Source organism: Massilia eburnea (assembly GCF_009720745.1).
Classification (GTDB): Bacteria; Pseudomonadota; Gammaproteobacteria; order Burkholderiales; family Burkholderiaceae_D; genus Rugamonas; species Rugamonas eburnea.
In genome coordinates, this window is record NZ_WNKX01000005.1 from 1 (window position 1) to 25,442 (window position 25,442).

The 25,442-nt window shown below is 57.3% G+C and carries 26 protein-coding genes; 14 read left to right on the forward strand and 12 right to left on the reverse strand.

Annotated elements, in window-relative coordinates; all coding sequences use genetic code 11:
- From GM658_RS07775 to GM658_RS07795, 5 genes are all read left to right on the forward strand, one after another.
- Positions 1 to 399, forward strand: a 399-nt coding sequence (locus tag GM658_RS07775) for an IS30 family transposase (RefSeq protein WP_155453454.1), incomplete at its 5' end; no start/stop codon positions are given.
- A gap of 1,080 nt (positions 400 to 1,479) precedes the next feature.
- Complete coding sequence (locus GM658_RS07780; RefSeq protein ID WP_170298725.1) at positions 1,480 to 2,031, forward strand: tetratricopeptide repeat protein; 552 nt, start codon at positions 1,480 to 1,482, stop codon at positions 2,029 to 2,031.
- A 60-nt stretch (positions 2,032 to 2,091) separates the two neighbouring features.
- A complete protein-coding gene (locus tag GM658_RS07785) occupies positions 2,092 to 2,529 on the forward strand; it encodes a hypothetical protein (protein WP_155453456.1) in 438 nt (145 codons plus the stop codon).
- Between the two features lie 81 nt (positions 2,530 to 2,610).
- Positions 2,611 to 2,892: a hypothetical protein gene (locus tag GM658_RS07790; RefSeq protein WP_155453457.1), complete on the forward strand. Its 282-nt coding sequence runs from the start codon at positions 2,611 to 2,613 to the stop codon at positions 2,890 to 2,892.
- Between the two features lie 59 nt (positions 2,893 to 2,951).
- Positions 2,952 to 3,317, forward strand: a complete 366-nt coding sequence (locus tag GM658_RS07795) for a hypothetical protein (RefSeq protein ID WP_155453458.1) — start codon at positions 2,952 to 2,954, stop codon at positions 3,315 to 3,317.
- Positions 3,318 to 3,487: 170 nt separating this feature from the next.
- Here the strand turns inward: GM658_RS07795 and GM658_RS07800 are convergent, their stop codons facing one another.
- On the reverse strand, positions 3,488 to 4,228 hold the full coding sequence (locus tag GM658_RS07800) for a GntR family transcriptional regulator (protein WP_155453459.1): 741 nt from the start codon (positions 4,226 to 4,228) through the stop codon (positions 3,488 to 3,490).
- A gap of 279 nt (positions 4,229 to 4,507) precedes the next feature.
- Between GM658_RS07800 and GM658_RS07805 the strand changes: the two genes are divergently transcribed.
- The 4 genes from GM658_RS07805 to GM658_RS07820 are packed head-to-tail and all read left to right on the forward strand — an operon-like array spanning position 4,508 to position 10,236.
- Positions 4,508 to 7,279, forward strand: a complete 2,772-nt coding sequence (locus GM658_RS07805) for a TonB-dependent receptor (RefSeq protein ID WP_155453460.1) — start codon at positions 4,508 to 4,510, stop codon at positions 7,277 to 7,279.
- A 58-nt stretch (positions 7,280 to 7,337) separates the two neighbouring features.
- Positions 7,338 to 8,141 (forward strand): cupin-like domain-containing protein, encoded by an 804-nt coding sequence (locus GM658_RS07810; protein WP_155453461.1) that lies wholly within the window; start codon positions 7,338 to 7,340, stop codon positions 8,139 to 8,141.
- A complete protein-coding gene (locus tag GM658_RS07815) occupies positions 8,138 to 9,169 on the forward strand; it encodes a glycoside hydrolase family 18 protein (protein ID WP_155453462.1) in 1,032 nt (343 codons plus the stop codon). The genes GM658_RS07810 and GM658_RS07815 overlap by 4 nt, the downstream gene beginning before the upstream one ends.
- Positions 9,166 to 10,236, forward strand: coding sequence for an acyltransferase family protein (locus GM658_RS07820; protein WP_155453463.1), 1,071 nt, complete (start codon positions 9,166 to 9,168; stop codon positions 10,234 to 10,236). Before GM658_RS07815 ends, GM658_RS07820 begins: the two co-directional genes overlap by 4 nt.
- Here GM658_RS07820 and GM658_RS07825 read toward each other — a convergent pair.
- The 5 genes from GM658_RS07825 to GM658_RS28835 are packed head-to-tail and all read right to left on the reverse strand — an operon-like array spanning position 10,226 to position 13,722.
- Positions 10,226 to 10,771, reverse strand: coding sequence for a hypothetical protein (locus tag GM658_RS07825; protein WP_155453464.1), 546 nt, complete (start codon positions 10,769 to 10,771; stop codon positions 10,226 to 10,228). The genes GM658_RS07820 and GM658_RS07825 overlap by 11 nt on opposite strands.
- On the reverse strand, positions 10,755 to 11,822 hold the full coding sequence (locus tag GM658_RS07830) for a M949_RS01915 family surface polysaccharide biosynthesis protein (RefSeq protein ID WP_155453465.1): 1,068 nt from the start codon (positions 11,820 to 11,822) through the stop codon (positions 10,755 to 10,757). The genes GM658_RS07825 and GM658_RS07830 overlap by 17 nt, the downstream gene beginning before the upstream one ends.
- Before the next feature lie 52 nt (positions 11,823 to 11,874).
- Positions 11,875 to 12,690: a hypothetical protein gene (locus GM658_RS07835; protein ID WP_155453466.1), complete on the reverse strand. Its 816-nt coding sequence runs from the start codon at positions 12,688 to 12,690 to the stop codon at positions 11,875 to 11,877.
- Positions 12,691 to 12,697: 7 nt separating this feature from the next.
- Complete coding sequence (locus tag GM658_RS07840) at positions 12,698 to 13,459, reverse strand: hypothetical protein (protein WP_155453467.1); 762 nt, start codon at positions 13,457 to 13,459, stop codon at positions 12,698 to 12,700.
- A gap of 17 nt (positions 13,460 to 13,476) precedes the next feature.
- Positions 13,477 to 13,722, reverse strand: a complete 246-nt coding sequence (locus GM658_RS28835; protein ID WP_170298726.1) for a hypothetical protein — start codon at positions 13,720 to 13,722, stop codon at positions 13,477 to 13,479.
- Between the two features lie 87 nt (positions 13,723 to 13,809).
- On the opposite strand from GM658_RS28835, the gene GM658_RS07845 reads away from it, so the two are divergent.
- Both GM658_RS07845 and GM658_RS07850 read left to right on the forward strand, forming a co-directional pair.
- Entirely contained in the window at positions 13,810 to 14,142 is a 333-nt protein-coding gene (locus tag GM658_RS07845) for a DUF1153 domain-containing protein (RefSeq protein ID WP_371865068.1), read from the forward strand.
- Positions 14,139 to 14,960: an IS3 family transposase gene (locus GM658_RS07850; protein ID WP_170298728.1), complete on the forward strand. Its 822-nt coding sequence runs from the start codon at positions 14,139 to 14,141 to the stop codon at positions 14,958 to 14,960. Before GM658_RS07845 ends, GM658_RS07850 begins: the two co-directional genes overlap by 4 nt.
- Here the strand turns inward: GM658_RS07850 and GM658_RS07855 are convergent.
- The 6 genes from GM658_RS07855 to tssK are packed head-to-tail and all read right to left on the reverse strand — an operon-like array spanning position 14,949 to position 22,616.
- A complete protein-coding gene (locus GM658_RS07855) occupies positions 14,949 to 15,521 on the reverse strand; it encodes a hypothetical protein (protein ID WP_211841833.1) in 573 nt (190 codons plus the stop codon). The genes GM658_RS07850 and GM658_RS07855 overlap by 12 nt on opposite strands.
- Before the next feature lie 23 nt (positions 15,522 to 15,544).
- Positions 15,545 to 16,111: a hypothetical protein gene (locus GM658_RS07860; protein ID WP_155453469.1), complete on the reverse strand. Its 567-nt coding sequence runs from the start codon at positions 16,109 to 16,111 to the stop codon at positions 15,545 to 15,547.
- A gap of 20 nt (positions 16,112 to 16,131) precedes the next feature.
- Positions 16,132 to 17,685 (reverse strand): LysM peptidoglycan-binding domain-containing protein, encoded by a 1,554-nt coding sequence (locus GM658_RS07865; protein ID WP_155453470.1) that lies wholly within the window; start codon positions 17,683 to 17,685, stop codon positions 16,132 to 16,134.
- Complete coding sequence (locus tag GM658_RS07870; RefSeq protein ID WP_155453471.1) at positions 17,682 to 20,504, reverse strand: type VI secretion system Vgr family protein; 2,823 nt, start codon at positions 20,502 to 20,504, stop codon at positions 17,682 to 17,684. The genes GM658_RS07865 and GM658_RS07870 overlap by 4 nt, the downstream gene beginning before the upstream one ends.
- Positions 20,504 to 21,262, reverse strand: coding sequence for a type IVB secretion system protein IcmH/DotU (icmH, locus tag GM658_RS07875; protein WP_155453472.1), 759 nt, complete (start codon positions 21,260 to 21,262; stop codon positions 20,504 to 20,506). Before icmH ends, GM658_RS07870 begins: the two co-directional genes overlap by 1 nt.
- A gap of 13 nt (positions 21,263 to 21,275) precedes the next feature.
- Positions 21,276 to 22,616 carry a type VI secretion system baseplate subunit TssK gene (gene tssK / locus GM658_RS07880; protein WP_155453473.1) on the reverse strand — a complete coding sequence of 447 codons (1,341 nt, stop codon included), beginning with the start codon at positions 22,614 to 22,616 and terminating at the stop codon, positions 21,276 to 21,278.
- 204 nt (positions 22,617 to 22,820) lie between these two features.
- On the opposite strand from tssK, the gene GM658_RS29245 reads away from it, so the two are divergent.
- The 3 genes from GM658_RS29245 to tssC are packed head-to-tail and all read left to right on the forward strand — an operon-like array spanning position 22,821 to position 25,433.
- Complete coding sequence (locus GM658_RS29245) at positions 22,821 to 23,420, forward strand: outer membrane protein assembly factor BamD (RefSeq protein ID WP_229416816.1); 600 nt, start codon at positions 22,821 to 22,823, stop codon at positions 23,418 to 23,420.
- A gap of 26 nt (positions 23,421 to 23,446) precedes the next feature.
- A complete protein-coding gene (tssB, locus tag GM658_RS07890; protein ID WP_155453474.1) occupies positions 23,447 to 23,950 on the forward strand; it encodes a type VI secretion system contractile sheath small subunit in 504 nt (167 codons plus the stop codon).
- A 1-nt stretch (position 23,951) separates the two neighbouring features.
- Complete coding sequence (tssC, locus tag GM658_RS07895) at positions 23,952 to 25,433, forward strand: type VI secretion system contractile sheath large subunit (protein WP_155453475.1); 1,482 nt, start codon at positions 23,952 to 23,954, stop codon at positions 25,431 to 25,433.
- The last annotated feature ends 9 nt before the right edge of the window (positions 25,434 to 25,442 follow it).

Genomic DNA, 25,442 nt, shown 5'->3' on the forward strand with positions numbered 1-25,442 from the left:
GAGCGACAGACGCGCTACGTGATGTTGGTGAAGGTGGCGCGCAAGGATACCGAAACGGTCGTCAATGCCTTGATCCAGCACGCGATGAAGCTGCCGCAAGAGCTTTACAAGTCGCTCACTTGGGACCCAGGTTCTGAACTGGCCGACCACAAGCGTTTCAAGCTGGCGACCGATATTCAGGTGTTCTTCTGCGACCCGAGGAATCCCTGGCAGCGAGGTACAAACGAGAACACTAACGGCTTGCTGAGGCAATATTTTCCAAAAGGACTGGATCTGTCCAACTACTCCCAAGGCCAGCTCGACGCAGTCGCCAATCGCCTGAATGAACGACCGAGAAAAACGTTAGACTACGAAACGCCGGCTCAACGGTTTTATCAATGTGTTGCGTCGACCGGTTGAATCCGCAGCCAGGAGCTGCCATTGCTTCCCCAGCGTCCCTCCCCAGTTGATTGTAAATATGCCAAAATCGGTGCGCGACCCAGGTCGCTGCGACTTTTTTCGGTTTTGTTAAACCTGGATGGAAACGCAGCGAAACCTAATGAAGCGCCGTCGTTGAAGGTTTCTTCGGCCAATGACAAGGGATGTTCTATCGCAGGCGCCCATGTTAACTCGGTATTTTGCGTTCTATAACACGTTGGGGCCTCGGTGGAAGAACAACTAATGACTAAGGAAACAATTAGCTGTAAGGCTCACGGACAACTTCCGTACTCTATCGTTTGCGAGCATCTCATTGAACGCTCGGGTTTGGGCTATTTGGCGATCGAGGCTGACGAGGACGATCCGGCGCAGGTCTGGTGTGAAGAATGTGACGCTGTATTGGCGAGAGAGAAAGGATGGACTGACGCGGCTGACGCCCAAGCTAAATGGAAGCTGGTTTGCACAATTTGCTGCGCGAACATACTAGAGACGCACAGGTTGGTCAGTTGGGTCGAAGGAGTACATTTCGATGAGTAGCCGACTTTTTCAGCCCAACCAATCAATCCAGCGGACGCCTGACGGCGCCGCTGATCGGCCACGTTGATGCCGCAGGCAGAATCTGCAGCCAAAAGCGGACTGTGCAAGTTGAGGATGACGGATGAATTTTTCGGTGAACAAGCTTAGTAGGACCTTAGCGCTTGCTGGTACGTCGGCTGCAGTTCCCTGTGTAATAGGACTGTATTTTGCGTTTTCACCTAACGAAGTATCCTGGCTGCCGCGATCCGTCACTGCCGGAAATTTGGAATGGGTGTCGCTGATTTTGGCACTAGGGGCCGGTCTCTGGTGCCTCTATTTGCTGTATAAAGCAGTGAAATATAGAGGCGTCGCATGGTGGGCTTACGCTATCGGTATTTTGACGGTCGGCGCCACTCTACTGGTTATGTCCATTGTAATTTATGGCCTGCTTTGCTGAGGATAGGTCGCATTCGGCCATAGGCCGCCGCTCGTTGTTTTGGCCAGCTATCACGTAACACGACACTTATCCCTTTCAGAAGAATGAAAATGAAAATCCTCTTGGTTGTCTTGGCCTTATTAACTGGAAGTGCCGCCATGTCGAACGAATCGGAATACAACCAGGGTGTCGAATCCTTCAGAGCAAAGGACTATTCCAATGCTCGAGTCCATTGGCAGGCCGCCGTCACGCAGAACGTGCGTGCGGCCCACAATAACCTTGGCTATCTGTTTTACTACGGGCTCGGTGGGGCGCCTGATCAAGAACGTGCAGTTGAACTCTGGACTATCGCTGCGAAGAATGGGGACAGAGAAGCGCAATGGCACTTGGCAGTTGCTTTTGAGGAGGGAAATGGTATGAATCAGGACCTAGTCTCTGCATATGCGTGGTATCGCTGTGCTGATGCCAACTTCGCGGCAGCACCATTGATAGATCAAGCGGACGCGGAAACTGTGAAGGATGTGAAAAGCGCGATTGTACGCTTGGTTGCCAAACTTTCGATTGACCAAGTTCGTGATTCGGAAGGTCTCGCAAGGAAGTACATCGAAGCGTATCCCTATTCCTCGAAATGGTTGCTCCCTGAGACTCAAAGTATGAACTAGGATGGGAGCTATAACCGGCCAGCAGAGGAAGTTCATCCCCAATTTCGATAAAGATTTTTAATGCGATTTCAAGTAACGTCAATCACCTTCGAGGATGAAGCCAAGATGATCCTGGCACCATTGTGCAGAATTGAGGATTGGCTAAATGCGGCGATGGCCGATGGAGACTTCGGGCCTGGCTTGGATAGTCTCATGATCGTGGTGATCTCTTACTACATCGATGAACAGGGGCAGATAAGTAAAGTCTCCAAGCCGTCGAGGTTTAGTAGCTATAAAGACCCAATAACTGGGAATGAACAACGCTGTTTGGCTCTGCATGTTTCTGTCGAAGATAAGGCGTTGCTTGCCGTAGGCCAGGAAAAGATGGTTGGTTATCTCAGTCGGTTGATAGCAGAGAAGTTGCCAGAGCGCCCGTTACGGCTTCCCAAAGGGCTTGACTATGCCCGCTTAAGAACCGCCATACAGAAAGGCGTCAGATCTTTTTCTGAAATAAGTTAGTCAGGCCGAGACCGGCCAGAACTTGTCGTTGCGGCTCTAAGGTTCGTGAAGCGCTCCTGTTAATTTAAGCACGTTAAACCAATGACCAAATCACTATCGAGCCATCCCGTGAAACCTGTTGGTCTCTTTGGCTTGCTTGGCCTAATCGCGTTCGGTGGATGGTTACTTGTCGGTGGTTGGTTTGCGATCGTCGACCACAAGTGGCCTGGGTTTATGCCCCCGCAACTTGATGTCATTGGCGTCGTTGGGCATGTCACGTCCGAGAAATGGGCAGCTTATTTGGGCGGTGGTTTCGCCTTATTTCTAGGGGTTGCATTCATTCTGCTGGCGTTGTTCGCTGCGCTAAAGCAACGTTTTTTCTGACCTAAAATTTGAGCAGGTGCCTCGGGCGCCGACTAGCCTGTACGTTATGCGGGAATTCGATGAAGATCACTATCCAGAACGGTGCTACTCACCCCTTGTCCCGCAGGGAAATTGAGTCGATTGTCTGCCTCTTTCCCGCTGCATGGTCTTATGCAGTTGATGCGATTGTGCTGTATCAGGGCGGCTCGGAATTAACCGCAAAGCTCTATGCGAGAGAACGGAAAATCGGACTATTCTGGCCATTGACGCCCACGTATCATACAAAGGCCGATGCAATAGAAGTCCTGCTAGTGGCCCTGGCTATCATAGCGGAACGAGGTGACCTTCCTAAACGAATTGCACCGTCAATCCGATCTAGAGCGCTGAATCAAATATCCAACATTTACCAAAAATGCTTAACTGCCGTAGGTCTAAATGCAGCATAACAATTCGCCCAACCTAGCTCCCTTCGGTCGTTGGACAATGCGCGATGAATCCGCGAAGGGCTAGTTAGCTCTACATCGACCGTCCGCTTTGTAGAGTCGTAAAGGTCCGCAAAGGGGCGAAACCTGCCGGACGCCAATGGCGTCAGCTAGTCCTGTCCAGAATGATTAAGCTAAGGCGTGCTCAGTTCTGCTACGAAGTCATACATATCGCCGCGGAAGATTGAGCGGCAGAATTCCACTGCGCGGCCATCGCGCAGAAAACCAAGGCGTTCAACGGCCAGGCCGGCATCGCCTTCTTTTGCCTGCAGCAGCCTGGCCTGTTCGCCATTCAGCAGGAGGGCGGACAGGCGCTGCAGCGCGCGCACCGGGCGGTGGCCTGCCGCTTCCAGCGCTTCGTACATCGATACATCCACTGCCTCAAGCGAGGGTAGGGCGTCGGCCACAATGGTGGCGTATTCAACGCACATCGGCACGTCGTCGGCAAAACGGATGCGGTGATAGCGGTAGACCGGCGCACCCGGGCTAAGGCGCAATCGTAGCGCTTCTTCCGGCGTTACGCTTCCTTCAGCCTTTTTCAGCCACACGCTGCGCGGCATGCGTCCGCGCGAGCGCATGTCCTCCGAAAAGGAGGTGAGCTTGGCGAAATTCTTTTCTATGCGTGTGTTGATGAAATTACCGGAGCCGGGACGGCGCACCAGCAAGCCTTCCTCCACCAGGCCGTCGATGGCCTTGCGCACTGTAATGCGGGAGATATTCAGGTCGGCCGCCAGCACCCGTTCGGCGGGCAGGGCCTCGTCCGGTCCAAAAACATGGAGGTTGATCGCCTCGCGCAAGGCGCGCTGCAGCAGCTGGTAAAGCGGTTGGCTACTGGTCTGCACCAGGTCTTGCATGATCTGCGCGAGCGATGCCATTGGGTCTCCCTTTGTGGTGCGGCCGATAATACCAAAAAAAGACCTTCTCCCCAGAGGTATGCAAACCACAAATCCTGTTTAGCCCGTTTGATAACGTTAACTACGCGCATTTCGTTACAAAGTGGTATGTCTTTTCAGTACAACATGTGAAAAAAATATGAAAATTGGTAGTGTTCTGGTATTCATCCGCGGTATATTGGCGCTCGATTGGTTTTGTAGTGGAGTAGCTTTTTAAGTTGAGACCGGATCCGCCAAGGATCCACACCATTGGGGGAGTAAATGAAACACAATCAGGAAGCAGTCAAACCGCGTAACCTCACCGTTCTGACGCCGATCGCAGCCGCGACCGCCGTGCTGGTGCTGGGCATGTCCGCACCGGCCTTCGCGCAGCAGCAGGACACGAAGGACGAAAACGTGGTGGTCGTTACTGGTATTCGCGGTTCGCTGCAGCAGTCGCTGTCGGTGAAACGCAATGCCGCCGCCAACGTTGAAGTGATCACCGCCGAAGACGTGGGCAAGATGCCGGACAAGAACGTGGCCGACTCGCTGCAACGTCTGCCGGGCGTGAACATTTCCACCTCGGCTGCCGGCTCCGGCGGCTTTGACGAGAACGACCGTGTCAGCCTGCGCGGCACCGCGCCTTCGCTGACCCAGACCACCATCAATGGCCACGGCATTTCGTCGGGCGACTGGTTCGTGCTGGACCAGGTGGGCGGCGCTGTTGGCCGTACTGCTTCCTACTCGCTGCTGCCTTCCGAGATCGTGGGCCAGGTCATCGTCCGCAAATCGCCGACCGCCGACATGGTGGAAGGCGGCGCTGCCGGTACCGTGGACGTGATCACCCGCAAGCCGCTGGACTTCAAGGAGCCGCTGGTGCTGGAAGGCTCCGTGCAGGCCGTGTACTCCACGCTGGCAGGCAAAACCGATCCGCAGGTTTCCCTGCTGGGCAACTGGAAGAACGAGACCGGCACCCTGGGCGCCCTGGTCCAGCTGTTCTCGGAAAAGCGCAGCCTGCGCCGCGATGGCCAGGAACTGCTGCAGTGGACCCAGATTTCGCCGACCAGCGACCTGGCCAAGGCCAAGCCTGACCTGGCGAACGTCTGGTTCCCGCGCCTGATCGGCTCTTCGCTGTTCGAACAGGAACGCAAGCGCAAGGGCGGCATGCTGAGCGTGCAGGTCAAGCCTAGCCGCGACTTCTCGCTGGAAGCGACTTACTTCAACTCCAAGCTGGAAGCATCGAACTACAACCGCAACTACATGACCGACATGAACGCCAATGGCGCCATCGGCGGCAATGTGGTTCCGGAGTCCTACACTGTACGCAACGGCACCCTGACTTCGGTCGTGTTCCCGAACAAGGGCACTGCGGCTGCGCCGCTGCGCTACGGTATCGTCGACGACATCGTGCGTGAAGGCGCCTTCGCCAAGACCCAGTTCGGCGACATCGCCGCCAAGTGGCGTCCGAATAACGACTGGACCCTGAGCGGCTCCATCGGCAAGACCAAGGGCACCGGCGAGACTCCTTCGCAAGGCGTGTATGAGGGCGACGTGAACAACTCCGGCGTCAGCTACCAGCTGAACGGCCTGGGTTCGCCGGCGACCGTGAAGTTCCCAAGCATCGATACCTCCAAGTTCACCGGCACGGTGCTGGACTGGGTGTTCGGCTATAGCCCTGCCACCACCAAGGACGAAGAAACCTACGGCCAGCTGGATGCAGCCTTCAAGCTGGAAGCCGGTCCTCTGCGTGAAATCAAGTTCGGCGTGCGCGGCACCAACCATAAGCGCAGCAACTACGCTGTGTCGCAAGGCCCTAACTGGTCCAACACCGAGCCAGGTACCGCCAACACCAACCCGGCCTGGAACGGCAATACCTACCCAAGCGACTTCGCCAGTGACCTGGGCGGCAGCTTCCCACGCAACGTGTGGGAACTGGATCGCTCCGTGTTGCAAGAGTGGGGCAATGTGCACTCGAACCGCAGCACCGACCGCATCTACTATCCGGACATGTTCAACCTGACCGAAAAGACCAAGGCGGTCTACGCGATGGGTGAATTCGAAGGCGATATGTGGAGCGGCAATGCCGGTGTGCGCGTAGTGCGTACCGAAGGCGCATCGAACGGCTACCAGATCCTGCCGAACCAGCTGCCAGGCGGTAACCTGCCGGCCTTCCCTTGGGGCGGCTTCGTGCAGCAGACCCGCATCGAGAACAACGGCACCGAAGTCCTGCCAAGCGCCAACCTGCGTATTGATGTGAGCAAGGACCTCGTGGCGCGCCTGGGCGTTTCGCGTACCATGACCCGTCCTGACTTCGGCGCCCTGGGCGGCACAGTATCGCTGACCGACGAAACCCATACCGGTAACGGCGGTAACGCAGCACTGAAGCCAACCAAGTCGAACAACATCGACGCCACCCTGCAGTGGTACTTCGCACCGCGCGCACTGGCTTCCGTCGGCCTGTTCTACATGGGCCTGAAAGACTACGTGGGCTACGGCACCAGCACCGGCACCTTCATCGACAGCCGCGCTTCGCAGCAGTCCGGCGCGCCAGTCTTCGCGCAGTACGTGATCACCTCGCCGATCAACGTCGATGCGGAAGTGAAGGGCGTTGAAATGAACCTGCAGATGCCGCTGGGTATGGGCTTCGGCTGGGATGCCAACCTGACCCTGGCGGACTCCAAGCAGAAGTTCGGCAGCTGCCCGGCGACCCAGACCTCCACTTCGGCTGACCCATGCGACATGCTGGGCGCGTCGAAGACCACTGCGAACATCGGCGCTTTCTATGAAAACGACAAGTTCAACGTGCGTTTGAGCTATGCATGGCGCTCGGCCTTCCTGGCAGCCCAGGACCGTGGCACTCCGCTGTACATGGATTCGATCGGCCAGCTGTCGGCGTCGTTCAACTACCAGATCACGAAGAACCTGGTGTTCACGTTCAGCGGCCAGAACCTGAACAACCCGATCCTGAAGAACTACGTCTACAATAAGGACCAGCCGGCACGTTTCTACGCCAACGGCGTGCAATACTACGCAGGCCTGCGCTTCAAGTATTGATCGCTTGATGCAAGACCGGGACCCCGCTACGGCGGGGTTTTTTCATGAGGGGATATTGATGGATGCAGTGCGCTTCCAGCAGGAGGTAGTGGCCAGGCAGCAGCCGGCGGTCTTGCGCGGCCTGGTGAAAGACTGGGCTGCGGTGCAGGCATCGCAGCAGGGACCGGAAGCGCTGTGCGGCTACCTGATGCAGTTCGACCGCGGCGGCGCATGCGATGCGGTGATGATGCCGCCGGAGGCGCGCGGACGGCTGTTCTACACGCCGGATATGCAGGGCTTCAACTTCGTGCGCAGCAAGCGTACGGTGTCGCAAGTAGTCGAGCAGGTTGCGCGTTATTCGCAATTCGAGATTGCGCCTTCGGTGGCGATGCAAAGCGCGCTGTTGGAGGAGTGCCTGCCCGGTTTTGCTGCCGCCAATCCGCAGCCAGTGCTCGACGCAGCGGTGAAGCCGCGCCTATGGCTGGGCAACGAAGTAGTGACGCCGGCGCATTTCGACGAATCGCACAACCTGGCTTGCGTGGTGAGCGGCCGGCGGCGCTTCACGCTGTTTCCGCCGGACCAGGCGGCCAACCTGTATATCGGGCCACTGGATTTCGCGCCGACGCCGACACCTATCAGCCTGGTGGACTTCCGCACACCGGACTTTGAACGCTTTCCGCGCTTTCTTGAAGCGATGTGCCGCGCAATCGTGGTCGAGCTGGAGCCGGGTGATGCGCTGTACCTTCCCTCATTCTGGTGGCACCACGTGGAGTCGATCGGGGTGCTCAACGTAATGGTTAATTACTGGTGGAACGCGCCTGCGGCGCCTGGCCTCGACAAGGCTTCCGTGCTCGCCCTGGCCGTCCTTGGGAACAATAAATGAAACGATTCATTCAGCAGCGCTGCGTGGCAGCGTTGGGTGCGGCGGTGTGCACTTTCGCCGCCAGCGTGACGGTGGCTGCACCGCGTGCGGCTTACGGCCCTTACCAATTTTTCGGCCTTGCGCCAGCCGGAACAGTGCCGCGCGCCAGCGCGAATGCTGCCGATGGTGCGCCGCTGGCAGCGGGAACTGTGCTGAGCTGGGCCTTCGCAAACGGCGAATGCGGCGAAGAGACCTGGCCTGGCAAAGTGCCGGGGCAGGCCGTTGCCGACGCAAACGTCGCCGGCGCGGCGACCGACTACATCATTTCGACCGGCGGGGAGGGCGGCGTGTTCACTTGCTCCAGCGATGCGGGCATGGAACGTTTCGTGTCGCGCTATATGTCGCCACGGCTGGTGGGCTTTGATTTCGACGTCGAGGCCGAACAAAGCCTTGCGCAGATTGATTCGCTGATCAAACGCGTGCGTTACGCCCAGCGCAAGTACCCCAAGCTTCGCTACAGCTTCACGGTGGGGACGCATGCGGCGTCGGATGGAAGTAACCATAGCCTGAACAAGACAGGTGAAGCCGTGCTGGCGGCACTTCGCCGCCATGGCGTACGCGACTTCGTGCTGAATTTGATGGTGATGGATTATGGTCCCGCCAGCGCCCAGTCCTGCGTAATGCGCGAAGGCCGCTGTGACATGGGCGCGTCTGCCATCCAGGCGGCGCGCAATGTGGAGCGCAAGTACAAGGTGCCGCTGTCGCAGATCGCGCTGACCCCAATGATTGGCGTGAACGATGTGGTGGAGAACGTCTTCACGCTGGAGGATGCCCAGGCGACGGCGCAGGCGGTGCGCCGCTTCGGCATGGCTGGGCTGCATTTCTGGTCGCTGGACCGCGACAAGCCATGCAGCCAGCCGATCGCGGGCGCGGATGGTAACTGCAGCACGATGCCAGGCGTTCCTGCCGCGGCCTACCACCGCGCGATGAGCATTTCTCCCGACCCGGTTGCAACGCAGGCCGCTGCGCGGGGCGGTGCGAGCCGATGACTGTTTCGCCAGGCCGTTATCAATCGCTGGACGTGCTGCGCGGCCTGACGGTCGCGCTGATGATCGTGGTGAACACACCTGGCAATTGGAGCCACGTCTACGCGCCGCTCCTGCATGCACCATGGCATGGCTACACGTTGACGGATTGGATTTTCCCTGCATTCCTGTTCGCGGTCGGGAACGCGCTGGCATTTACACTGCCACGCTACGAAAGCCTCGGCGATCGCGCCGTGCTGGCAAAAGTCGGCAAGCGCACGGCCATCATCGTCGGACTTGGATTGTTACTGTGCGTGCTGCCTAAGCTAGGCGGGCCGCTCAGTGAAGTCCGGCTGCCGGGCGTGCTGCAGCGGATCGGCCTGTGCTTCGGGATTTCGGCGCTCGTGCTGCATTTCCTGGGTGCGCGCGGCGCGCTGGTTTTCAGCGTTGTGGCCTTGGCGGGGCACTGGCTGCTCTTGGCGCTGTTCGGCGACTACAGCCTTGAAGGCAACGCAGGCCGCGCCGTCGATCTCTGGCTGTTTGGGCCAGGACATCTGTACAAAGGCGAGGGCATAGCTTTCGACCCCGAGGGCCTGCTTGGTACCTTGCCCGCCACTGTGAACGTGATCGCCGGCTATTTTGCCGGTCGTCATTTGCGAGATCAAGGCGGCACAACCCGCAACGTAAGCGTGCTGGCAGCCATCGGCGCGGCGTTGTCCGTGCTGGCGCTATGCTGGGCGCCACTACTGCCGATCAATAAGAAACTCTGGACTGGAAGTTATGTGCTGATATCAAGTGGTACTGCGCTCCTCGTGCTGGCCGCCCTTGCTTGGCTTATCGAAGTGCGTGGGATACACCGATGGACGTATTTTTTCGAAGTGTTCGGCAAGAACACCTTGTTCATTTACCTGCTGTCGCAAATCGCCGTGATTGCGCTCGATAAGACTGGAACGTACGCGCCATTGGCGGACTCACTGGAACCAATCGGCAGCCCGAAAGCCGCCTCCTTGGCATTTGCACTTCTGTTCATGTCCGCGACCTGGCTGGTTGGTTATTGGCTGGACAAAAGGAAGATCTACATCAAGGTGTAGCGTTCTGGAACTCGATGCGGTTGTTGTCGTACTTCCATTTACTGTATGGACCGAAGACGCGTAGATTTTCTGGATGAACGTAGCTCTTTTCAGATCGCTTAAGGCGCCGTGCAAGAGTTGCGTCGTCGGGAGCATTGCCGACCGGTGAAAATACATCGCGCCGCACACTTTCCTTGGCATCGACAGCGCGGGAAATCATGGTCAATGCGCGAGTGGATGGATCAAAATAGATGCGTAAGGCATCTGTATTCATGTCTTGTAAATAAAGACCGCCGTCACGCCATTGCGCGAAGTAATAGTCGTCGCAAGCGGCCTTGGGATTGCGCTTCCACTCGCAGGCGAACAGGATGACAACATGCCGTTCATCCAGCTTTCTGACGGAGACATGCGCTTTGCTGTATACCCAATTGCCTACTGGAGCTGTGGTGGAGGAGGTGAGATTGTATTCCCCCGGTAAAACGTCGATGGTCGGCGTTGCGGCATACGACGATATGCAGGCTGCGAAAAACATCAGGGCACTAGCGTTTTTCAACATAGACTCCGTTCCATACCGATTCGAGATGTTTGAGGAAGGCCACGTTCGCCGGTTGAAGCAAACCCGGGTCCGGGGTGCGATTGCCTCCGATCGCTGCCTGGCCCGGCAAACGGATCATGGTTTCCCCCCTTATTGCATACTTGGTGTCGCCTTGGCGAAGAATTACCTTTACCGTTGAAGGCTCGACACCGCCACCGCAAAACAATTGATAGGCGATGGTGATTTCCGGCTTGCCGTCGGCATCGATGTCGGTGATTGTGGTGGCATCGGGGAAGAATGAAGCCTTGCTGTCAAGACCTGGGCAGTTAACGAAATCGTTGATAGCCCAGTCGCTTTTCCATTGCTGGCCCGCCTTGCCGTAATAGGTCGCGTTCAGGTCAATGCGCTCGATGCGGCCGTTGGCAGACTTTGTCGGCTTTTCTGTCAGAACCAGGATCTTCTCGTCGGTCTTTTCGACTACGCGGGTCACGCTGATGACCTTCCCCAATGGCGTGATTTTTTTAAACCCAAGAATTTCCGCCGACTGTTTCTGTACCAGCGGGAGTTTGGATTCTTTCGCAATAATGTCGTCCACACCGTTTGGCACTGCGCGGATGATGCGAGTTGATGTGGGAGAAAACTGCTGCGCAGCGCCATCGTGGTCGTTGTCGCCGGCGTCCAGCAGTTGATACCACGTGACCGTCACATCTCCTGGATCAAAATAGCTGCCTTTTCCAGCTCGCTTGCTGGCAGTGACAAAGTACACGCCGTCAGCCCGCTGTACAACAGTGCCATCTGCCAGCGTAATTTCATCGTGGGAAGCGCTGTCCCAGCCGATACTTGGAATACCCTTTTTCTCCATGATCGGCACCTGATGCCAATCGTCCGACTCTCCATTCTGGAAATAGAAAGTAAAGTTGCGGTGGTATTTAATCTGGTCCTCGTAGGTTCCAAGCACGAGAACCAGCTTTCCGTTAGGTGTCTCCCATTTATTGATGCCTTGGGAGAGGGCATGGGCCGGTGCGGAAGGCAGCAGAGCGGCTGCGACGAGGGCAATGAGCGGGTTCTTCATCTGAATTTGAATACGGGCAGGTCGGTACCCCTGCCATGACGAGCGGTATGATTTAGTTTGGCACCAGTGGCAACACGCCGCCCTCGCAGCGGTTGGACTCGACTTCGCCTTGCTTCCCGCTGAGCATGTCTTTGCAGACCAACTCAAGCTTACCGTCCTTGTTCCGCTGGCGGATGTACATGTTGTTGAAGTTGTACATTGTCATGGAGCCGCCAGAAGCGACTTCGCCCTTCCATTGAAACTTATAACCATCGGCGGTGTTGCTCACACTGAGTTCCGGGGACGGGCTCTGCAAGAGACTTAAATTTTCCATCGCAGATGCAGACCAGATGTCGCGCATGGTTGCAGTTTGGCGGTCATATAAGTAGTAGTCATAGGACTTGAAGGAGCGCCCTGGTTTGTACTCGAACTTTGGACAGGTCTTCCGAATCAATGCGTGTTCCTTGCTTGCATCGATCACTTGAACAATGTACAGCGGGCACGGATTATCTGGTGAGCCCTTGGCAGGAGCAAATTCGAAAACATGTTTTTGCTCTGGGCTGGCGATGGTAATCTTGCCGGAAGTCGGATCCAGCGAAAGCATCGTGTTACTTCCTGTAAGCAGCGGCATAATCAACCGTTTCGGGTCAGGAGCGTCAGAGTAAAGTTTGACCTTCTTCCAGCGCTGCCTGTCGTCGCTGCCAGAGCGAATTTGATCGATACGCTCTTTTGCCTCGCGGTCAATAGCGTCATTTGGGTCTTTGCTAGTAGACGAAGTGTTCGCCCTAGTTTCGGACGTCACATCCGGATCTCCGAGATCAGCCCTCGTAAAGCCGAAACTTGGAGCCAGCACAAGGGAAAGGGCCGTCGCCAGCGTTACTTGTCTCATTGTTCCATCATTTTGTAATAACTGGCGGCCGCTCGCCCTCGCAATATCCTGCCTCAAGACCCTCGCCTTTTGGTGCAGCGTTATCAGTGCAGATCAGGCTACGCGCGCCTTCAACGTTTTTCCGCAAGTAGGTCGTGTGGATTTCGGTTGGACCTTCCGAAATATTGTTGAGATTTTGAGCTTGCCAATCAAATTGATAACCGTTAGGGAGAACGCGAACCATCGGAACTGGTTTAGCTACAGGGAGAGGTGATCCTTTTTTTGTAACTTCGTTGTGCCAGATGGAACGCATCGTGGAGGTATCAGCGTCGTAGATGAAATAGTCGACGCTCGCTACAAACCGATTTGGACGAAATTCGTACTCGTTACACACTCGGCGCAGTACTGCATGCTTCGCCGATGCATCGATTACTCGGACGTTGTACTTGGGGCAGACGGTTCGCTTGTCATCGACGGTGGTAGCGATTGCAAAGACTTGTTTGCTTCCCTTAGAAGTAAAAGCAAGCTGGCCGTGAGTTGGATCTAATTTCATGGCCAAGCCAACGCTCTTGACGACGGTCATCGCAAGGTCTTCTGGTTCTTCTGAGTCCGAATAGAGCGAAACGCGGGACCACCGTTCTTTATCGTTATCGCCTTGCTTGATCTGCTCGGTCATCGCTTCGCTTTCGCGTTGAGCTTTGCCTGCAGGTGCATTTCCTTGCGCGACGCTGCACGTAGCCAGCAGAAGAAATGCTGTGCCGCAAATAGCGATTTTATTCAAGTTCGCCATCAATTTTTCATAATTCCTTACTTGCCGACTAGCGGAAGGACTCCACCCTCGCATGATCCAGTTTCAATTTCGCCTTGTTTGCCGACACTCATGTCTTTGCATACCAATTGTAGGGTGCCATTGTTAGACTTTTTTCTTTCGTAAAGATTGTTGTAGCTGACGTTTCCGAGGGAACCACCCAGTGCGCCCTGGCCCTTCCACTGATACCGGTATCCTTTCGCGGTTGGAGTAACAACCGGATCTGGATTTGGTATTTTCAACATGCTCACGTTCTGTAACGCCGAAGCTGACCAAATTACGCGCATCGTTGCAGTTGTGTAATGACCCAGTGAATTCCTGCTCAGGTGATAATACAGAAAGGACATCACGTGAGCATGGTTATGGAAGAAGAAGTAAAACGCTGGACGGCGAAGCGCAAAGCGGCGCTGGTTACCGAAATCATTCAGGGGAAAACGACGGTCGCCGAGGCCAGCCGGGCTTTCGATATGCCGCCGTCTGAGATCGAAGAATGGGTCGATGAAGCGAAGCGGGGCATGGAGAACGCGTTGCGGGCCAAGCCCTTGGATGTTCGCGAGCAGTATGAGCGCCAGATCAAAGAGCTGCAGGAAGCATATGGTGAAGCGATGCTTGAACTGCGTGCTCGAAAAAAGCTGGCGTCCCTGTTGGGCGAGGAAGACAAGTGATCGAAACGATCCGCCAGGGACTAGCAGAAGACGGATTCAAGGTTTCGATCAATAAGTTGTGCCAATGGTTCGACATGCCGCGCCGGACGGTGTACTACAAGTCCGTCAAGGCGGAGCCGAAGGTGCAGCCGCGGTTTGCCGAACCAATCAAGGCCATGATCAACGAAGAGCCATCGTTCGGCTATCGCACCGTTGCGGCCCTGCTGGGCTTCAACAAGAACACCGTGCAGCGCATTTTCCAGCTGCGAGGCTGGCAAGTGAAGAAACGACCGATTGGATTCAGGCCACGCGTTCAAGCTTTGCCGTCGGTGGCGACAGCGCCGAATCAACGCTGGGCGACAGACCTATGCCGCGTTTGGGCCGGCCGAGACGGCTGGCTGGTACTGGCTTTGGTAATTGACTGCCACACCCGCGAACTGCTTGGCTGGCATTTGTCTCGATCAGGCAAGGCCAAGACCGCGGAAGCGGCCTTGGAGCAGGCACTCATTGCCCGCTATGGCACGCTGGGCCGAGTGTCGGCGCCGTTCTTGCTGCGGTCCGATAACGGTTTGGTCTTCACTAGCCGCAGCTACACCGCGTTGGTGCGCAGCTATGGCTTGCGCCAGGAATTCATCACGCCGCATTGCCCGGAACAGAACGGCATGGTGGAACGCGTGATCCGCACATTGAAGGAGCAATGCGTGCATCGCCACCGCTTTGAGACTTCGCAGCACGCCAGCCGGGTTATTGGCGATTGGATTGGGTTCTACAACAACCAGCGCCCGCACCAGGCACTGGGCATGAAAACACCCGCTGAGGCATTTAGATTAGCGGCTTAAGTTGAGCAGGAACCGCTGGGTCATTACAGTTGCTCGATCGTAGAGGTAGTAGTCAAAGCTTTTGAACTCATGTCCCTGACCATATACGTACTTGGGGCAGATTTTGCGGACGATGGCATGCTCGGAATTCGCATCTACAATTTCCACTTGATATTTGGGGCAGGGATTATCCGCATCGCCGGGCGGAGGGGCAATCTGGAAGGCATTTCTGCCCTTTGGACTACGAAACACCAGAAGGCCTTTGTCCGCTTCGAGCGTGACCTCGGTGTTACTTTCTTTATGAAGAATCAGCTTTTGATTTTTTGGATCTTTGGAGTTGGAGAATAAGGTAATTGTCTGCCAGCGCAATTTATCGTCGCTGCTAGCGCGAATCTCATTGAGTTCTGCATTTGCTGCACGTAATTCGATTTCTCCAGGATCCTCACCAGGGGCCGTATTGGCGCATGGAGCGCTTGCACAAGCCTTGGCAGCAGTCTCCATAGCCTCACCGCTCGTGGTTGTGAAGATCTCGACCACGACTAGGCCAATGCAGCAGATTTTGAGTGGGAAATTGAAGTCCACTTTATGGAGTTAGACGAACATTCTTAATCATCAGACTTGACGACATCACCGCCCGTTTTGTAAATGAAAGTCCCGTTGGAAAGCGTTATGCGAGATTCACGTGCTCCCCATTTGGCGCCTTCCCACATGAGACAGCTCTTCATATCTTTGTTCTCACCAAAGCGTTTGCTCACAAAAGGTTTATCCAGAGTGAAGTCAAGAATGATGAATTGCCTTACGCAATTTCCATCGGGGCCCTCGGCTATTACTAAACGCTTAGTGAGGCGACGGCCTAATTTCTTTCCGTCAGATGGGAATGAATCCCGAGTTCCCTTCGCCATTCCATCCCACTTCATGAGGATTTGACTACTTCCCCAGCCGTCGACTTGGTGCGATGGGGTCAAAAGGACGTCGCTGTTCAACATGATACGATCGAACGACGTATCCAGTTGGCCTTCCTTATTTACGAACCTTACGATGCCAAGTGGTGTTGGGTACGTCTGGCTGATTTCTAAGATTTGTTGATCGGTAAGTGTAGGGGCAGCATTGGCAGCAAAACCAGCCGAGAGGAAAAGCAAGGTAAGGCCAACTTTCATAAACTTCAATCGCATGGAAACGCCTATTCAAGATATTACGCAATGGAGTCAGTAATTGCGATCAGCGTCCTTGGTGCCGCCATCGCGGATGCATCGCACATTTTTTCAGTAATTTTGATTTTATTGTCAATGAAACCTTGCAGCCAAGCCCGGTGTGCAGCCACATAGTCACCGCCGAATTCGTCTGCTTCCTCCTCAGCTGCTTTCACACCGACCTGCTGTTCATAAAGATGCTGGGCCTTCTTTGGGCTCATGCTTCGTCGGATGAATTCAACTGCGTCGCCGAGGCCCAAATGATGCGTTAGATAGATCATTTTTGCTTTTTCGCTGTCAGGCAGGCTTGAAGTGTGAATGCCTCGCTCCTCCAATCCTTTGAGGTTCTGGGTGCCGTAGTCCACAGCAGTGTGAATAGCAAAGTCGGCTTTGAATCGGAGATCCAACAGCTTCTGCAAATTCGCATCTTTTGCGGTTGCTCGTCCATTGAGATACGTATCGCTGTTTAGTGTCTGCGCCAGCGAATATCCCTTCCGAGGCGTGACGAACCCACCGTTGGCAAGTTTGAATGCCGCGACTTTCTTGTCAATCGACTTTTTTCCCTGTTTCACGGAGATGGTAGTTTCAGTAATCCACCCCTGAGATGTTGCGTACTCGTTTAGAAAAGTGCCCTTAATTGTTGCCTGATCGATCCAGCTGCCATCCAGGAACTGGGTCATCCCTCTAGCGGAAGAGTTTGGTGATGCTGAGTTTGGATCCCATTCCCCGGTCGAAGTCTTCTTTGTTTTAAATTTTGGTTTTCCATCTTTCCCAACCTCTTGCTTCTTGCTTTTCTTGTTGATAACCGGAATTTGTTCGACAACGATAATTGTCGCGGCTTCAGCGTTCATGATTGCAGCAATCGCCTGAGGGCAAATATTACTTCGTTTGCTTGCTGTCAGAATAATGTCCCGGTATTTGAAGTTCGCCAACAGCTTCAGGTTTTCCTTGTTCGGACACTCAAGCGCGACTGACTGAACAGGATTCCCGTTAGCACTGCGCCTCTCTTCAGTTGTTCCAGGGGCGGTGGGGATTGGCTTGTCTAACTTGGACGTCTGTGCGGGGCCATCGTGAACAGCAGTTTTTGAATCGACCGAAACCTTCGGACTCTGAAGCGTCACGGAAGTGCTTTCATGGCTGACGGTCAAATCTGAAATTTTTTTCCAACCACCGGAGCTTTTTTCGGCAAAGATCTTTACGTTTTGGTTTGCATTGTCAACTGCCAATGCGGGGATCTGGCCGGAAGCATCTGTGATGTGTTCGGTACGTTCACAGCCAACTTCAATCGCCAATTTGAGATTAGGAATTGGTCTTCCGGCTGCACACTTAGCCTGAACGTACAAGTTCTTTGTTGGCTTCTCTGTGGCTTCGAGCGCGCGCGGTGATGGCGATAAGGCAGCGTGCCTTTTCGGCGGGATGACCAACACCTGGTCCTTGCGTATGAACTGCGGATTCTTGATGCCATTCGCGGCAACAAGTTCGGGTACTGTCACTCCATGCATACCCGCGATTTTTGTGAGCGTGTCTCGTTCTTTTACAACGTAAGTCGTGTTCATTCCTCGGCTTCCCAATCCCACCAATCTGTTGGATCCATGTTCTGCGGCTGATCAGGCGTCGTGACGTCGGTGGTCCAATCGCCGGATCCAATTAGTGCAACAAATTCCTGGGCCTTCTGATCGTCTTTATGCCGTGCAGTTCTGCCATCACCACCGGTTTTGGTTGATTGCACCAGCTTTCTAGTTCTCGCGTCCAGGAGCAAAACGTCGACCTTGGGTGCATTCTCTCCGGACACCGCGCTAATCGCTTTCCAACGAAGGCTGTAAGGTTCCTTCTTTGGTGTTACAAGTTCGTTTGGTAGCTCTCGCAATTCAGCATTTTTTGCTGCACCAGTCTGGAAATCGTGTTTGGCCGATTTCACCGTGAAGTTGCCCGGGCAGGCGAAAGTGATGTTGCCGCCTTCGAGCACAATCGAGGATTGGCCTGCGTGCAGGACGATCTTCTTGTTGGCCTTGATCTCAATGCCGTCGTTGACCGATAGGACTACGACTTCCTTGTCCGCCAGGATTTCCAGCTCGCCGGTATTGGCTTGCAGCGTCACGTCGCCATTGCCGGCGATGGCCTTGATGCCCCCTTCGCGGGTGAACATCGTGGCTGCGTTTGCGGCGACGCTGGAGTAGGTTTCTCCGGCTGTCAGATGCAGGTCGGAGCCGCTGGTCCAGTGCAGTTGTTCGCCCGCGAACAGCAGGGTGGAGGCGGGCGTAGCGAGGTTGATGCTGTCCATGCTGTCGATTACGGCGATTGCGCCGCCGAAGCGTTCGACTGGGTTGGCTGCGTCAAGATCGCGTGCGCCGGATTGGGCGCGCTGGGCGGCGTGGCCATTGACCGCGCCGTCGTATTTGCCTTGCTGTTTCGGGTCCAGCTGTTTGAGCAGCTCTTTCTGGGCCTTGATTGCGTCGGCGCTGTACAAGGCGTGCTGCTGGCCTGCGGGTTTTGCCAGGCCTTCGGCGAGCGCTTGGCCGGCGCGCAGGCGCTCGATGGCGTCGTCGGCTTCCAGCTGGGTGGAGGCGATCCCGCTGCCTTGCGCAGCGCGGCGGCTGGTGGTCAGCAACAGGCCTTCGCCGGAGCGCAGCACTGTCCAGGCGTCGCTGCGCAATTCAAAGCCGGTGCCGCGATGCGTGCTGCGCAAGGCGGAATCTGGCGCTTGCTGCACGATGTGGCCGAGATTGAGCTGGCTGGCGGCGGTGCTGCTGGCCAGGCGCATGCGCAGCTGTTGGCTGCTGTCGTCCAGCACCCATTGGTTGTAGCCGCCGCCGTCCAGGTTGTGGCTGTGGATGCCGGAGATGACGCCGGCGTGGTTCGCGCTCGAGTCCACGCCAGCCGCGAAAGGTGGCGTATCGCTGCCGGTGTAGAGCTGGGACACGACGACTGGCCGGTCGATATCGCCTTCGATGAAATCCACCAGGACTTCGGTGCCGATGCGTGGCGTGAACTGGCTGCCGAAGTTCGGCCCTGCCAGCGCTTCGGCCACGCGCACCCAGGTGCCGGAGCTGTCGTCGCCGGGTGCATTGCCTTCCGCTTCGGTGTTGTGCTGCGAGCCACCGGGATTGGCGCCGGGGCCGCGCTGCCATGGGAACTGGATGCGGATTTGCTGGCCGCGTTGCGTGGTATTGGCTGTGCCGGGCAGGCCGACCACCAGCGCGGTTTGCGCGCCGATCGCTGAGCCTCGTGCGCGTAGTGCGGTGGCGGGTGGTACCAGCGGTACGGCCGCGTGCACGCAGGCGAAGCGATTGCGGTAGGTGCCGGGTGCGACGCCGGAGCCGGCCTTCAGTGCTGGCGTGAAGTTGTTGCGCGCTTCATGTTCTACCCACAGCGACGTGAATTCGTCGCCATCAAAGCGCTCATGGCCAGTCAGCGTGAAATTGCTGCCTGCGGCCAGACGGCGTGCTGAGCCTTCGCCGATGAACTGCTTGTTCGCCAGTTCGGCGGCTTGCAGCATGAGCAGGCTGTGGCCGTCGGCTGCACCACTTTCGGTGTAACTGCGCTCTTCGCTGCCGTCGTAGATCGACATGGACGGCAGTTCGCCGGCAGCAAGATTGCTCGATAGTTCGGCTGCCGGCGCTGCCACTTGCGCGGGATCCCAGCTCGCGATGCTGACGGCATTGGGCGCGATTGCGCGGCGCGCCGAGAACTGGTCGATGGAATCGTCGCGCTCCGTGGCGCGCACGCCATGGAAGCGCAAGGCTTGCACCACGGGGCGCTTGGCCTGGCTGTCGAAAATCACGACGCGGTGGCGCGAGTGGCCGTCCTGCGTGAGCTCTTCATCCTGGTCATGCTCGAAGCGCCAGTTCAGGCCTTCGGAAGCCAGGATACGGCACAGAAATTCGAAATCGCTTTCTCGGTATTGCGTGCAGGTGGCGCGCGGCGCCAGTTCCTGCGTGACGTCAAAATCGAGCCGCACTTGCGGGTAATCGGCCAGCAGCTCCTGCACGATGTCGCGTACGGATTTATCCTGGAAGATGTAGTTGTCGCGGCGCAGGCGAAGCAGGGCCAGCGCCGGCTCCAGGCGCAAGCGATAACGCGCAACGCCGCCGTCGGCGCCGAGCCAACTGGCTCGCGTGCACAGGCCGTGCCATGAGCGCATGCTGCCGTCCGGCTGAAGCAAGCGGACCGTGAGTTCCTCGCCGATGAACTGGCCCAGTTCCAGGCTGCTGGAGGTGCTGAGCGCATCGACGTCGAAGCAGAACAGTTCATTCACGCCTTCGCGTCCGGACATGCGTTCCGCCATCAGGCTTTCCGGCAGGCCGGATTGCTGGGCACTGGAGAGCGTCAACAGGCGGCCATGCTGGCTCAGGCCTGTTCCAAACAGGGACCGCATCACGGCAGCGTAATGGTGATATTGGCCTGGCGCGGCGCCATGCGCACCACGTCGTTATAGGCGCTCACCTGCTGCTCGGTATGATGGGACAGCGAGGTGCGCAGGCCGATATACGCCAGCGCGGAAATCAGTGCAAACACGGAGCACAGCACCCACAGCGGCAAGTCGCTGCGCAGCTTGTGCATCACCTGGTCCGGGCGCTCGGCATGCGGTGCGAAGCCTGGGCGGCGGCCTTTCATGTGGGCGATTTCGTCGCCGAGGCGGCTGGTCAGGTAGCCCAGTTTTTCCGAGCCTTCCAGGATGTAGCGGCCCTGGAAACCAAGCAGCAGGCACATATGGAATACTTCCAGCGCTTCGATATGTTCGCTGCTGCGGGTGCGCAGCGCATCGAGGCGGTTGAAGAAGTTCTCGCCGGCCAGCTGGTCGCCAAACAGCGTCAGTTGCAGCGGCTTCAGTTCCCACGCGTCGCGGATGGAGAAGTGGGAGCGCAGGATGATTTCATCCACGGCAGCGCAGAAGGCGTATTTGGAAGCGTCGATGTCGTCGGCGGAGGCGCCTTTCTTGCGGGCGTTGCGTCCAAAGTCGTCGAGGAAGCGGGTCATGCGGGACTGGAATTCGGCATGGTCCTGCGGGGCACTGCCGTTCTTCAGCATGAACAGGGCGTAGAAGCCGTCGTACATCAAGTCCAGCAGGGTGCCGTTAGCTGCGGGGGAGGCGGCCGGTTCGGCCATCAGGGAAGGCGGGGCGATGGTATTCATGTTCTGCTCTGGTTCAGGAGTTCACAGCAATCAGTTCGAGGCGCAATTCGCGCATGCCGGATGGGGCGTAGATTTCAATGGATTGGGCCTGCAGCATGCGTTCGTACAGCGGGCCTTTGGCGTCCAGTGTGAAGTAGCAGGTGTCGGGACGTACCGGCACTGCAGCCGGCACCTGCGGCGCATGCGTCAGGCGCACGCCAGGCATGGCGGACAGCACGAGTTTTTCGACGTCGTCCGGCGCACCGACCTTGAAGCGCAGCGGCACTACGTCCACCAGTTCCACAGCCGGCATGTCGGCGCCAACGGCCAGGTAGAACGTGGTGTCCTCGCTGATCTTGCCGGAATCGAGCATGCCGCGGTGGTGCGCCGGCTTTGGCTGCGACAGGGCGATGGCGAAGTAGCGCGACGAGATCACGGTGTCGAGCAGTTCGCGCACGATCATGTACAGCTGCGCAAACGCCGGACCTGGATCGTCATGGCGATACGGCGGCAGGTCCGACAGAGACCAGCTGCGAGAATACGTCATCAAAGCACCGGCCAGCGATAGCAGCTGTTCGTACAGGCGTTCCGGGTGCAGCTCGGGGTTATGGTAGTAGTGCGACAGCGATGCGAATGCCGTGCTCGCGGTGTGCAGCAGCCAGAAGGTCGACATGTCGCCGCTGCGGAATTCGATCACGTTGCGGCTTGGTTCGCGATGGTGTCCATACAGTGCATTGACTTTGGCTTGCAATGCATCGAGCAGGCGGCGCAGCTGCAGGAACAAGGGTTGCGCACTGCGGATGGTCAGGCTTGGCGGCACGAAGCCGGGATCAAGTTCAAAGCCGCCGGTGGACAAGCGGCGCAGGCGCAGCAGCGGCAGGCACACATAGCCTTCGCGCGGTTCGGCGTCGGATACCAGACGCAGCGTTTTTTTCAGGTAGGCGAGTTCGGCTTGCGCGGCCTGGGTGTACAGGTCGGGTGTATCGACGTTGGCCTGGGCAAAGCGGGCGCCATTGGCCGGCTGGCCGGCTGGCGCAAAATTCCCGCCGAAATGCTTGAACACGGGCAGGGCGGCATACCACGTCACGCTGTGCTGCGATTGCGCCAGCTGGCCAAGGTCGATCGCTTCCGGCAGGTGGTCGCTGCCCGGCGCTTCGATCAATTCCCCATCCGGCAGTACCAGCGAAAGCTCGAGCAGGCGCAGGGTGTTATGCGCCAGCGCCTCCATATCGATCGCCAGGCGGTCGACGCCCCAGGCATAAGGATGCACGGCTTTTACGCTGCGATGCAAACGGTGCTCGTGATAGCGGTCTTGCTGCTGGAAATGCTGGGGACGCAGAAACAAACCTTCGCCCCATAACACCTTGCTGGCCATCTGTGATCCTTCTGATAATTGTTTTCTGGTAAGTGCCAGAACAATAACACTTCCGCAAAAACCTTGTACTTAAAGGCTCAATCGTGCGCGGGGGTGTGGAAATTGGTGAGATTCAATTGTGCGTGGGTAATATTTTTTTTCTGCTAACGTTCGTCCGATGCAACTATTGTAAAAAAGCTATTTGTCCGTCAAACGAGGTTAGTTATGAAGAAAATCACTGTTATCTCCCGTATTTTGTGCGTCGCAGCATTTGCTGCTTCGTTGTCCGCCTGCTCCACCATGGAGCCGCCGAAAGTGGCCGCGCCGGCCAAGCCGAAGCTGGAGGATTTGCTGGCCAAGGCGAGCGAAGCCAAGGCCGCCGGTAAGCAGGAACAGGCCATCACGCTGTGGAAGGAAACCGCGCAGGCCTACCCGGCCGACAAACAGCCATGGGTGAACATGGCCCAGACGCGTTATGACGCAGGGCAGTATGGCGAGGCGATCGTGAGTGCGCAGGAGATCCTGGTGCGCGATCCTTCCGACCAGCTGGCCAACAGCATCATCGCCATTTCCGGCCTGCGCCTGTCGACCCGCGCGCTGGCAGACCTGAGCCGCCAGAACAACCTGTCCGGCTCCATCCGCACCGAATCGCAAGACCTGGCCAAGCTGCTGCGCGAGAGCCTGGGCGAAACCGTGCTGGTGCCGCCGGCCGCCGAAAAGCCGGCCAAGCCTGTGCGCACCGCCGCCCGCAAAGCTGCTGCTTCTGCTGCAACTGCACCAAAAGCATCCACCCCCAGCGCCGATCCTTTCGGCGCACTGAAATAACCCACTAGTTCAAACAAGGAGAAGCCATGTCCAAGAGCGAAAGCGTGCAAAAGCGCCTGCAGAAAATCCGCCCGCCACGGGTCCAGATGACCTATGACGTGGAGATCGGCGACGCGATCGAAAACAAGGAGCTGCCCTTTGTGATGGGTGTCGTCGGCGATTTCGGCGGCAATTCGGAGGTGGAGCAGAAGCGCCTGAAGGAGCGCAAGTTCGTCAACATCGACCGCGACAACTTCGATGAAGTGCTGAAAGGCGTCGAGCCGCGCGCCACCTTCCGCGTGCCGAACGAATTGAGCGGCGAAGGCCAGTTCGGCGTCGACCTGAAATTCAAGGCCATGTCGGACTTCCGTCCGGAATCCGTGGTGCAGCAGGTGGAGCCGCTGCGCCAGTTGCTGGAAGCGCGCAACAAGCTGGCTGACCTGCGCAACAAGCTGGCCGGCAACGACAAGCTGGAAGACCTGCTGAACGACGTGCTGCGCAGCACCGAGAAACTGGCCGAACTGGGCCAGAAGCCAGAAAAAGGAGAATGATATGTCGGCCCAACTGAACGCCGGCGGTGCGCTGGCCACCGCGGAACATACCCTGCTTGACCAGATCGTCGAGCAAAGCAAGGTCGCCAAGTCCACCACCGAGCACGCCCGTGCACGCGACATCATTTCCGAACTGGCGCAGCAGGTCATGGCCGGCACCGTGGTGGTGTCGGACAACCTGGCCGCCACCATCGACGCCCGCGTGGCGGAGCTGGACCGCCTGATTTCCTCGCAACTGTCGGCCATCATGCATGCGCCGGAATTCCAGAAGCTGGAATCCAGCTGGACCGGCCTGAATTACCTGGTGAAGAACAGCGCCACCGGCACCGGCCTGAAAATCAAGCTGCTGAACGCAACCAAGAAAGAGCTGGTCAAGGACTTCCAGGGCGCGCTGGAATTCGACCAGAGCGCCATGTTCCGCAAGGTGTACGAGGAAGAATTCGGCACCTTCGGCGGCGCACCGTTCGGCGCCCTGATCGGCGACTTCGAATTCACCCGCCAGCCGGAAGACATGTATTTCGTCGAGCAGATGTCGCACGTGGCGGCTGCCGCCCATGCGCCGTTCATCAGCGCTGCGTCGCCGGAGCTGTTCGGCCTGGAGACCTACGCCGACCTGGGCAAGCCGCGCGACCTGTCGAAAGTGTTCGACACCGTCGAATACGCCAAATGGAAGTCGTTCCGCGAATCCGAGGATTCGCGCTACGTTGGCCTGACGCTGCCGCGCTTCCTGGGCCGCCTGCCTTTCAACCCGGCCGATGGCGCCACGGTGGAAGGCTTCAACTTCGTGGAAGACGTGGACGGCACCGACCACCACAAATACCTGTGGTGCAACGCGGCCTATGCTTTCGGCGTGCGCCTGACCCGCGCCTTCGAGGACTTCGGCTGGTGCGCTGCGATCCGCGGCGTTGAAGGCGGCGGCCTGGTGGAAGACCTGCCGACCCACACCTTCAAGACCGATGAAGGCGAAGTGGCGCTGAAGTGCCCGACCGAAATCGCCATCACCGACCGCCGCGAGAAGGAGCTGAGCGACCTTGGCTTCATCTCCCTGGTGCATTGCAAGAACACCGACTACGCCGCCTTCTTCGGCGCGCAGTCTGCGCAGAAGGCGCGCAAGTACAACACCGACGCCGCCAATGCCAACGCCGTCCTGTCGGCCCAGCTGCAGTACATCTTCGCCGTATCGCGCATCGCCCACTATATGAAGGCCATGATGCGCGACAAGATCGGCAGCTTCGCCGCTGCGTCGAACGTCGAGGATTACCTGAACCGCTGGCTGACCCAGTACGTGCTGTTGGACGATAACGCCAGCCAGGAACAGAAAGCGCAGTTCCCGCTGCGCGAAGCAAGCGTGCAAGTGTCCGAAGTGCCAGGCCGTCCTGGCGTGTACCGTGCGGTGTCCTTCCTGCGTCCGCATTTCCAGCTCGACGAGCTGTCCGTTTCACTCCGTTTGGTCGCGGAGCTGCCGCAATCGACCAAGTCTTAATTTTTATTT

Coding starts and splice junctions, on each gene's coding strand:
- GM658_RS07780 (WP_170298725.1), top strand. CDS start 1,480: ATGAAAATCCTCTTGGTTGTCTTGGCCTTATTAACTGGAAGTGCCGCC.
- GM658_RS07785 (WP_155453456.1), top strand. CDS start 2,092: ATGCGATTTCAAGTAACGTCAATCACCTTCGAGGATGAAGCCAAGATG.
- GM658_RS07790 (WP_155453457.1), top strand. CDS start 2,611: ATGACCAAATCACTATCGAGCCATCCCGTGAAACCTGTTGGTCTCTTT.
- GM658_RS07795 (WP_155453458.1), top strand. CDS start 2,952: ATGAAGATCACTATCCAGAACGGTGCTACTCACCCCTTGTCCCGCAGG.
- GM658_RS07800 (WP_155453459.1), bottom strand. CDS start 4,228: ATGGCATCGCTCGCGCAGATCATGCAAGACCTGGTGCAGACCAGTAGC.
- GM658_RS07805 (WP_155453460.1), top strand. CDS start 4,508: ATGAAACACAATCAGGAAGCAGTCAAACCGCGTAACCTCACCGTTCTG.
- GM658_RS07810 (WP_155453461.1), top strand. CDS start 7,338: ATGGATGCAGTGCGCTTCCAGCAGGAGGTAGTGGCCAGGCAGCAGCCG.
- GM658_RS07815 (WP_155453462.1), top strand. CDS start 8,138: ATGAAACGATTCATTCAGCAGCGCTGCGTGGCAGCGTTGGGTGCGGCG.
- GM658_RS07820 (WP_155453463.1), top strand. CDS start 9,166: ATGACTGTTTCGCCAGGCCGTTATCAATCGCTGGACGTGCTGCGCGGC.
- GM658_RS07825 (WP_155453464.1), bottom strand. CDS start 10,771: ATGTTGAAAAACGCTAGTGCCCTGATGTTTTTCGCAGCCTGCATATCG.
- GM658_RS07830 (WP_155453465.1), bottom strand. CDS start 11,822: ATGAAGAACCCGCTCATTGCCCTCGTCGCAGCCGCTCTGCTGCCTTCC.
- GM658_RS07835 (WP_155453466.1), bottom strand. CDS start 12,690: ATGAGACAAGTAACGCTGGCGACGGCCCTTTCCCTTGTGCTGGCTCCA.
- GM658_RS07840 (WP_155453467.1), bottom strand. CDS start 13,459: ATGGCGAACTTGAATAAAATCGCTATTTGCGGCACAGCATTTCTTCTG.
- GM658_RS28835 (WP_170298726.1), bottom strand. CDS start 13,722: ATGTTGAAAATACCAAATCCAGATCCGGTTGTTACTCCAACCGCGAAA.
- GM658_RS07860 (WP_155453469.1), bottom strand. CDS start 16,111: ATGCGATTGAAGTTTATGAAAGTTGGCCTTACCTTGCTTTTCCTCTCG.
- GM658_RS07865 (WP_155453470.1), bottom strand. CDS start 17,685: ATGAACACGACTTACGTTGTAAAAGAACGAGACACGCTCACAAAAATC.
- GM658_RS07870 (WP_155453471.1), bottom strand. CDS start 20,504: ATGCGGTCCCTGTTTGGAACAGGCCTGAGCCAGCATGGCCGCCTGTTG.
- icmH (WP_155453472.1), bottom strand. CDS start 21,262: ATGAATACCATCGCCCCGCCTTCCCTGATGGCCGAACCGGCCGCCTCC.
- tssK (WP_155453473.1), bottom strand. CDS start 22,616: ATGGCCAGCAAGGTGTTATGGGGCGAAGGTTTGTTTCTGCGTCCCCAG.
- GM658_RS29245 (WP_229416816.1), top strand. CDS start 22,821: ATGAAGAAAATCACTGTTATCTCCCGTATTTTGTGCGTCGCAGCATTT.
- tssB (WP_155453474.1), top strand. CDS start 23,447: ATGTCCAAGAGCGAAAGCGTGCAAAAGCGCCTGCAGAAAATCCGCCCG.
- tssC (WP_155453475.1), top strand. CDS start 23,952: ATGTCGGCCCAACTGAACGCCGGCGGTGCGCTGGCCACCGCGGAACAT.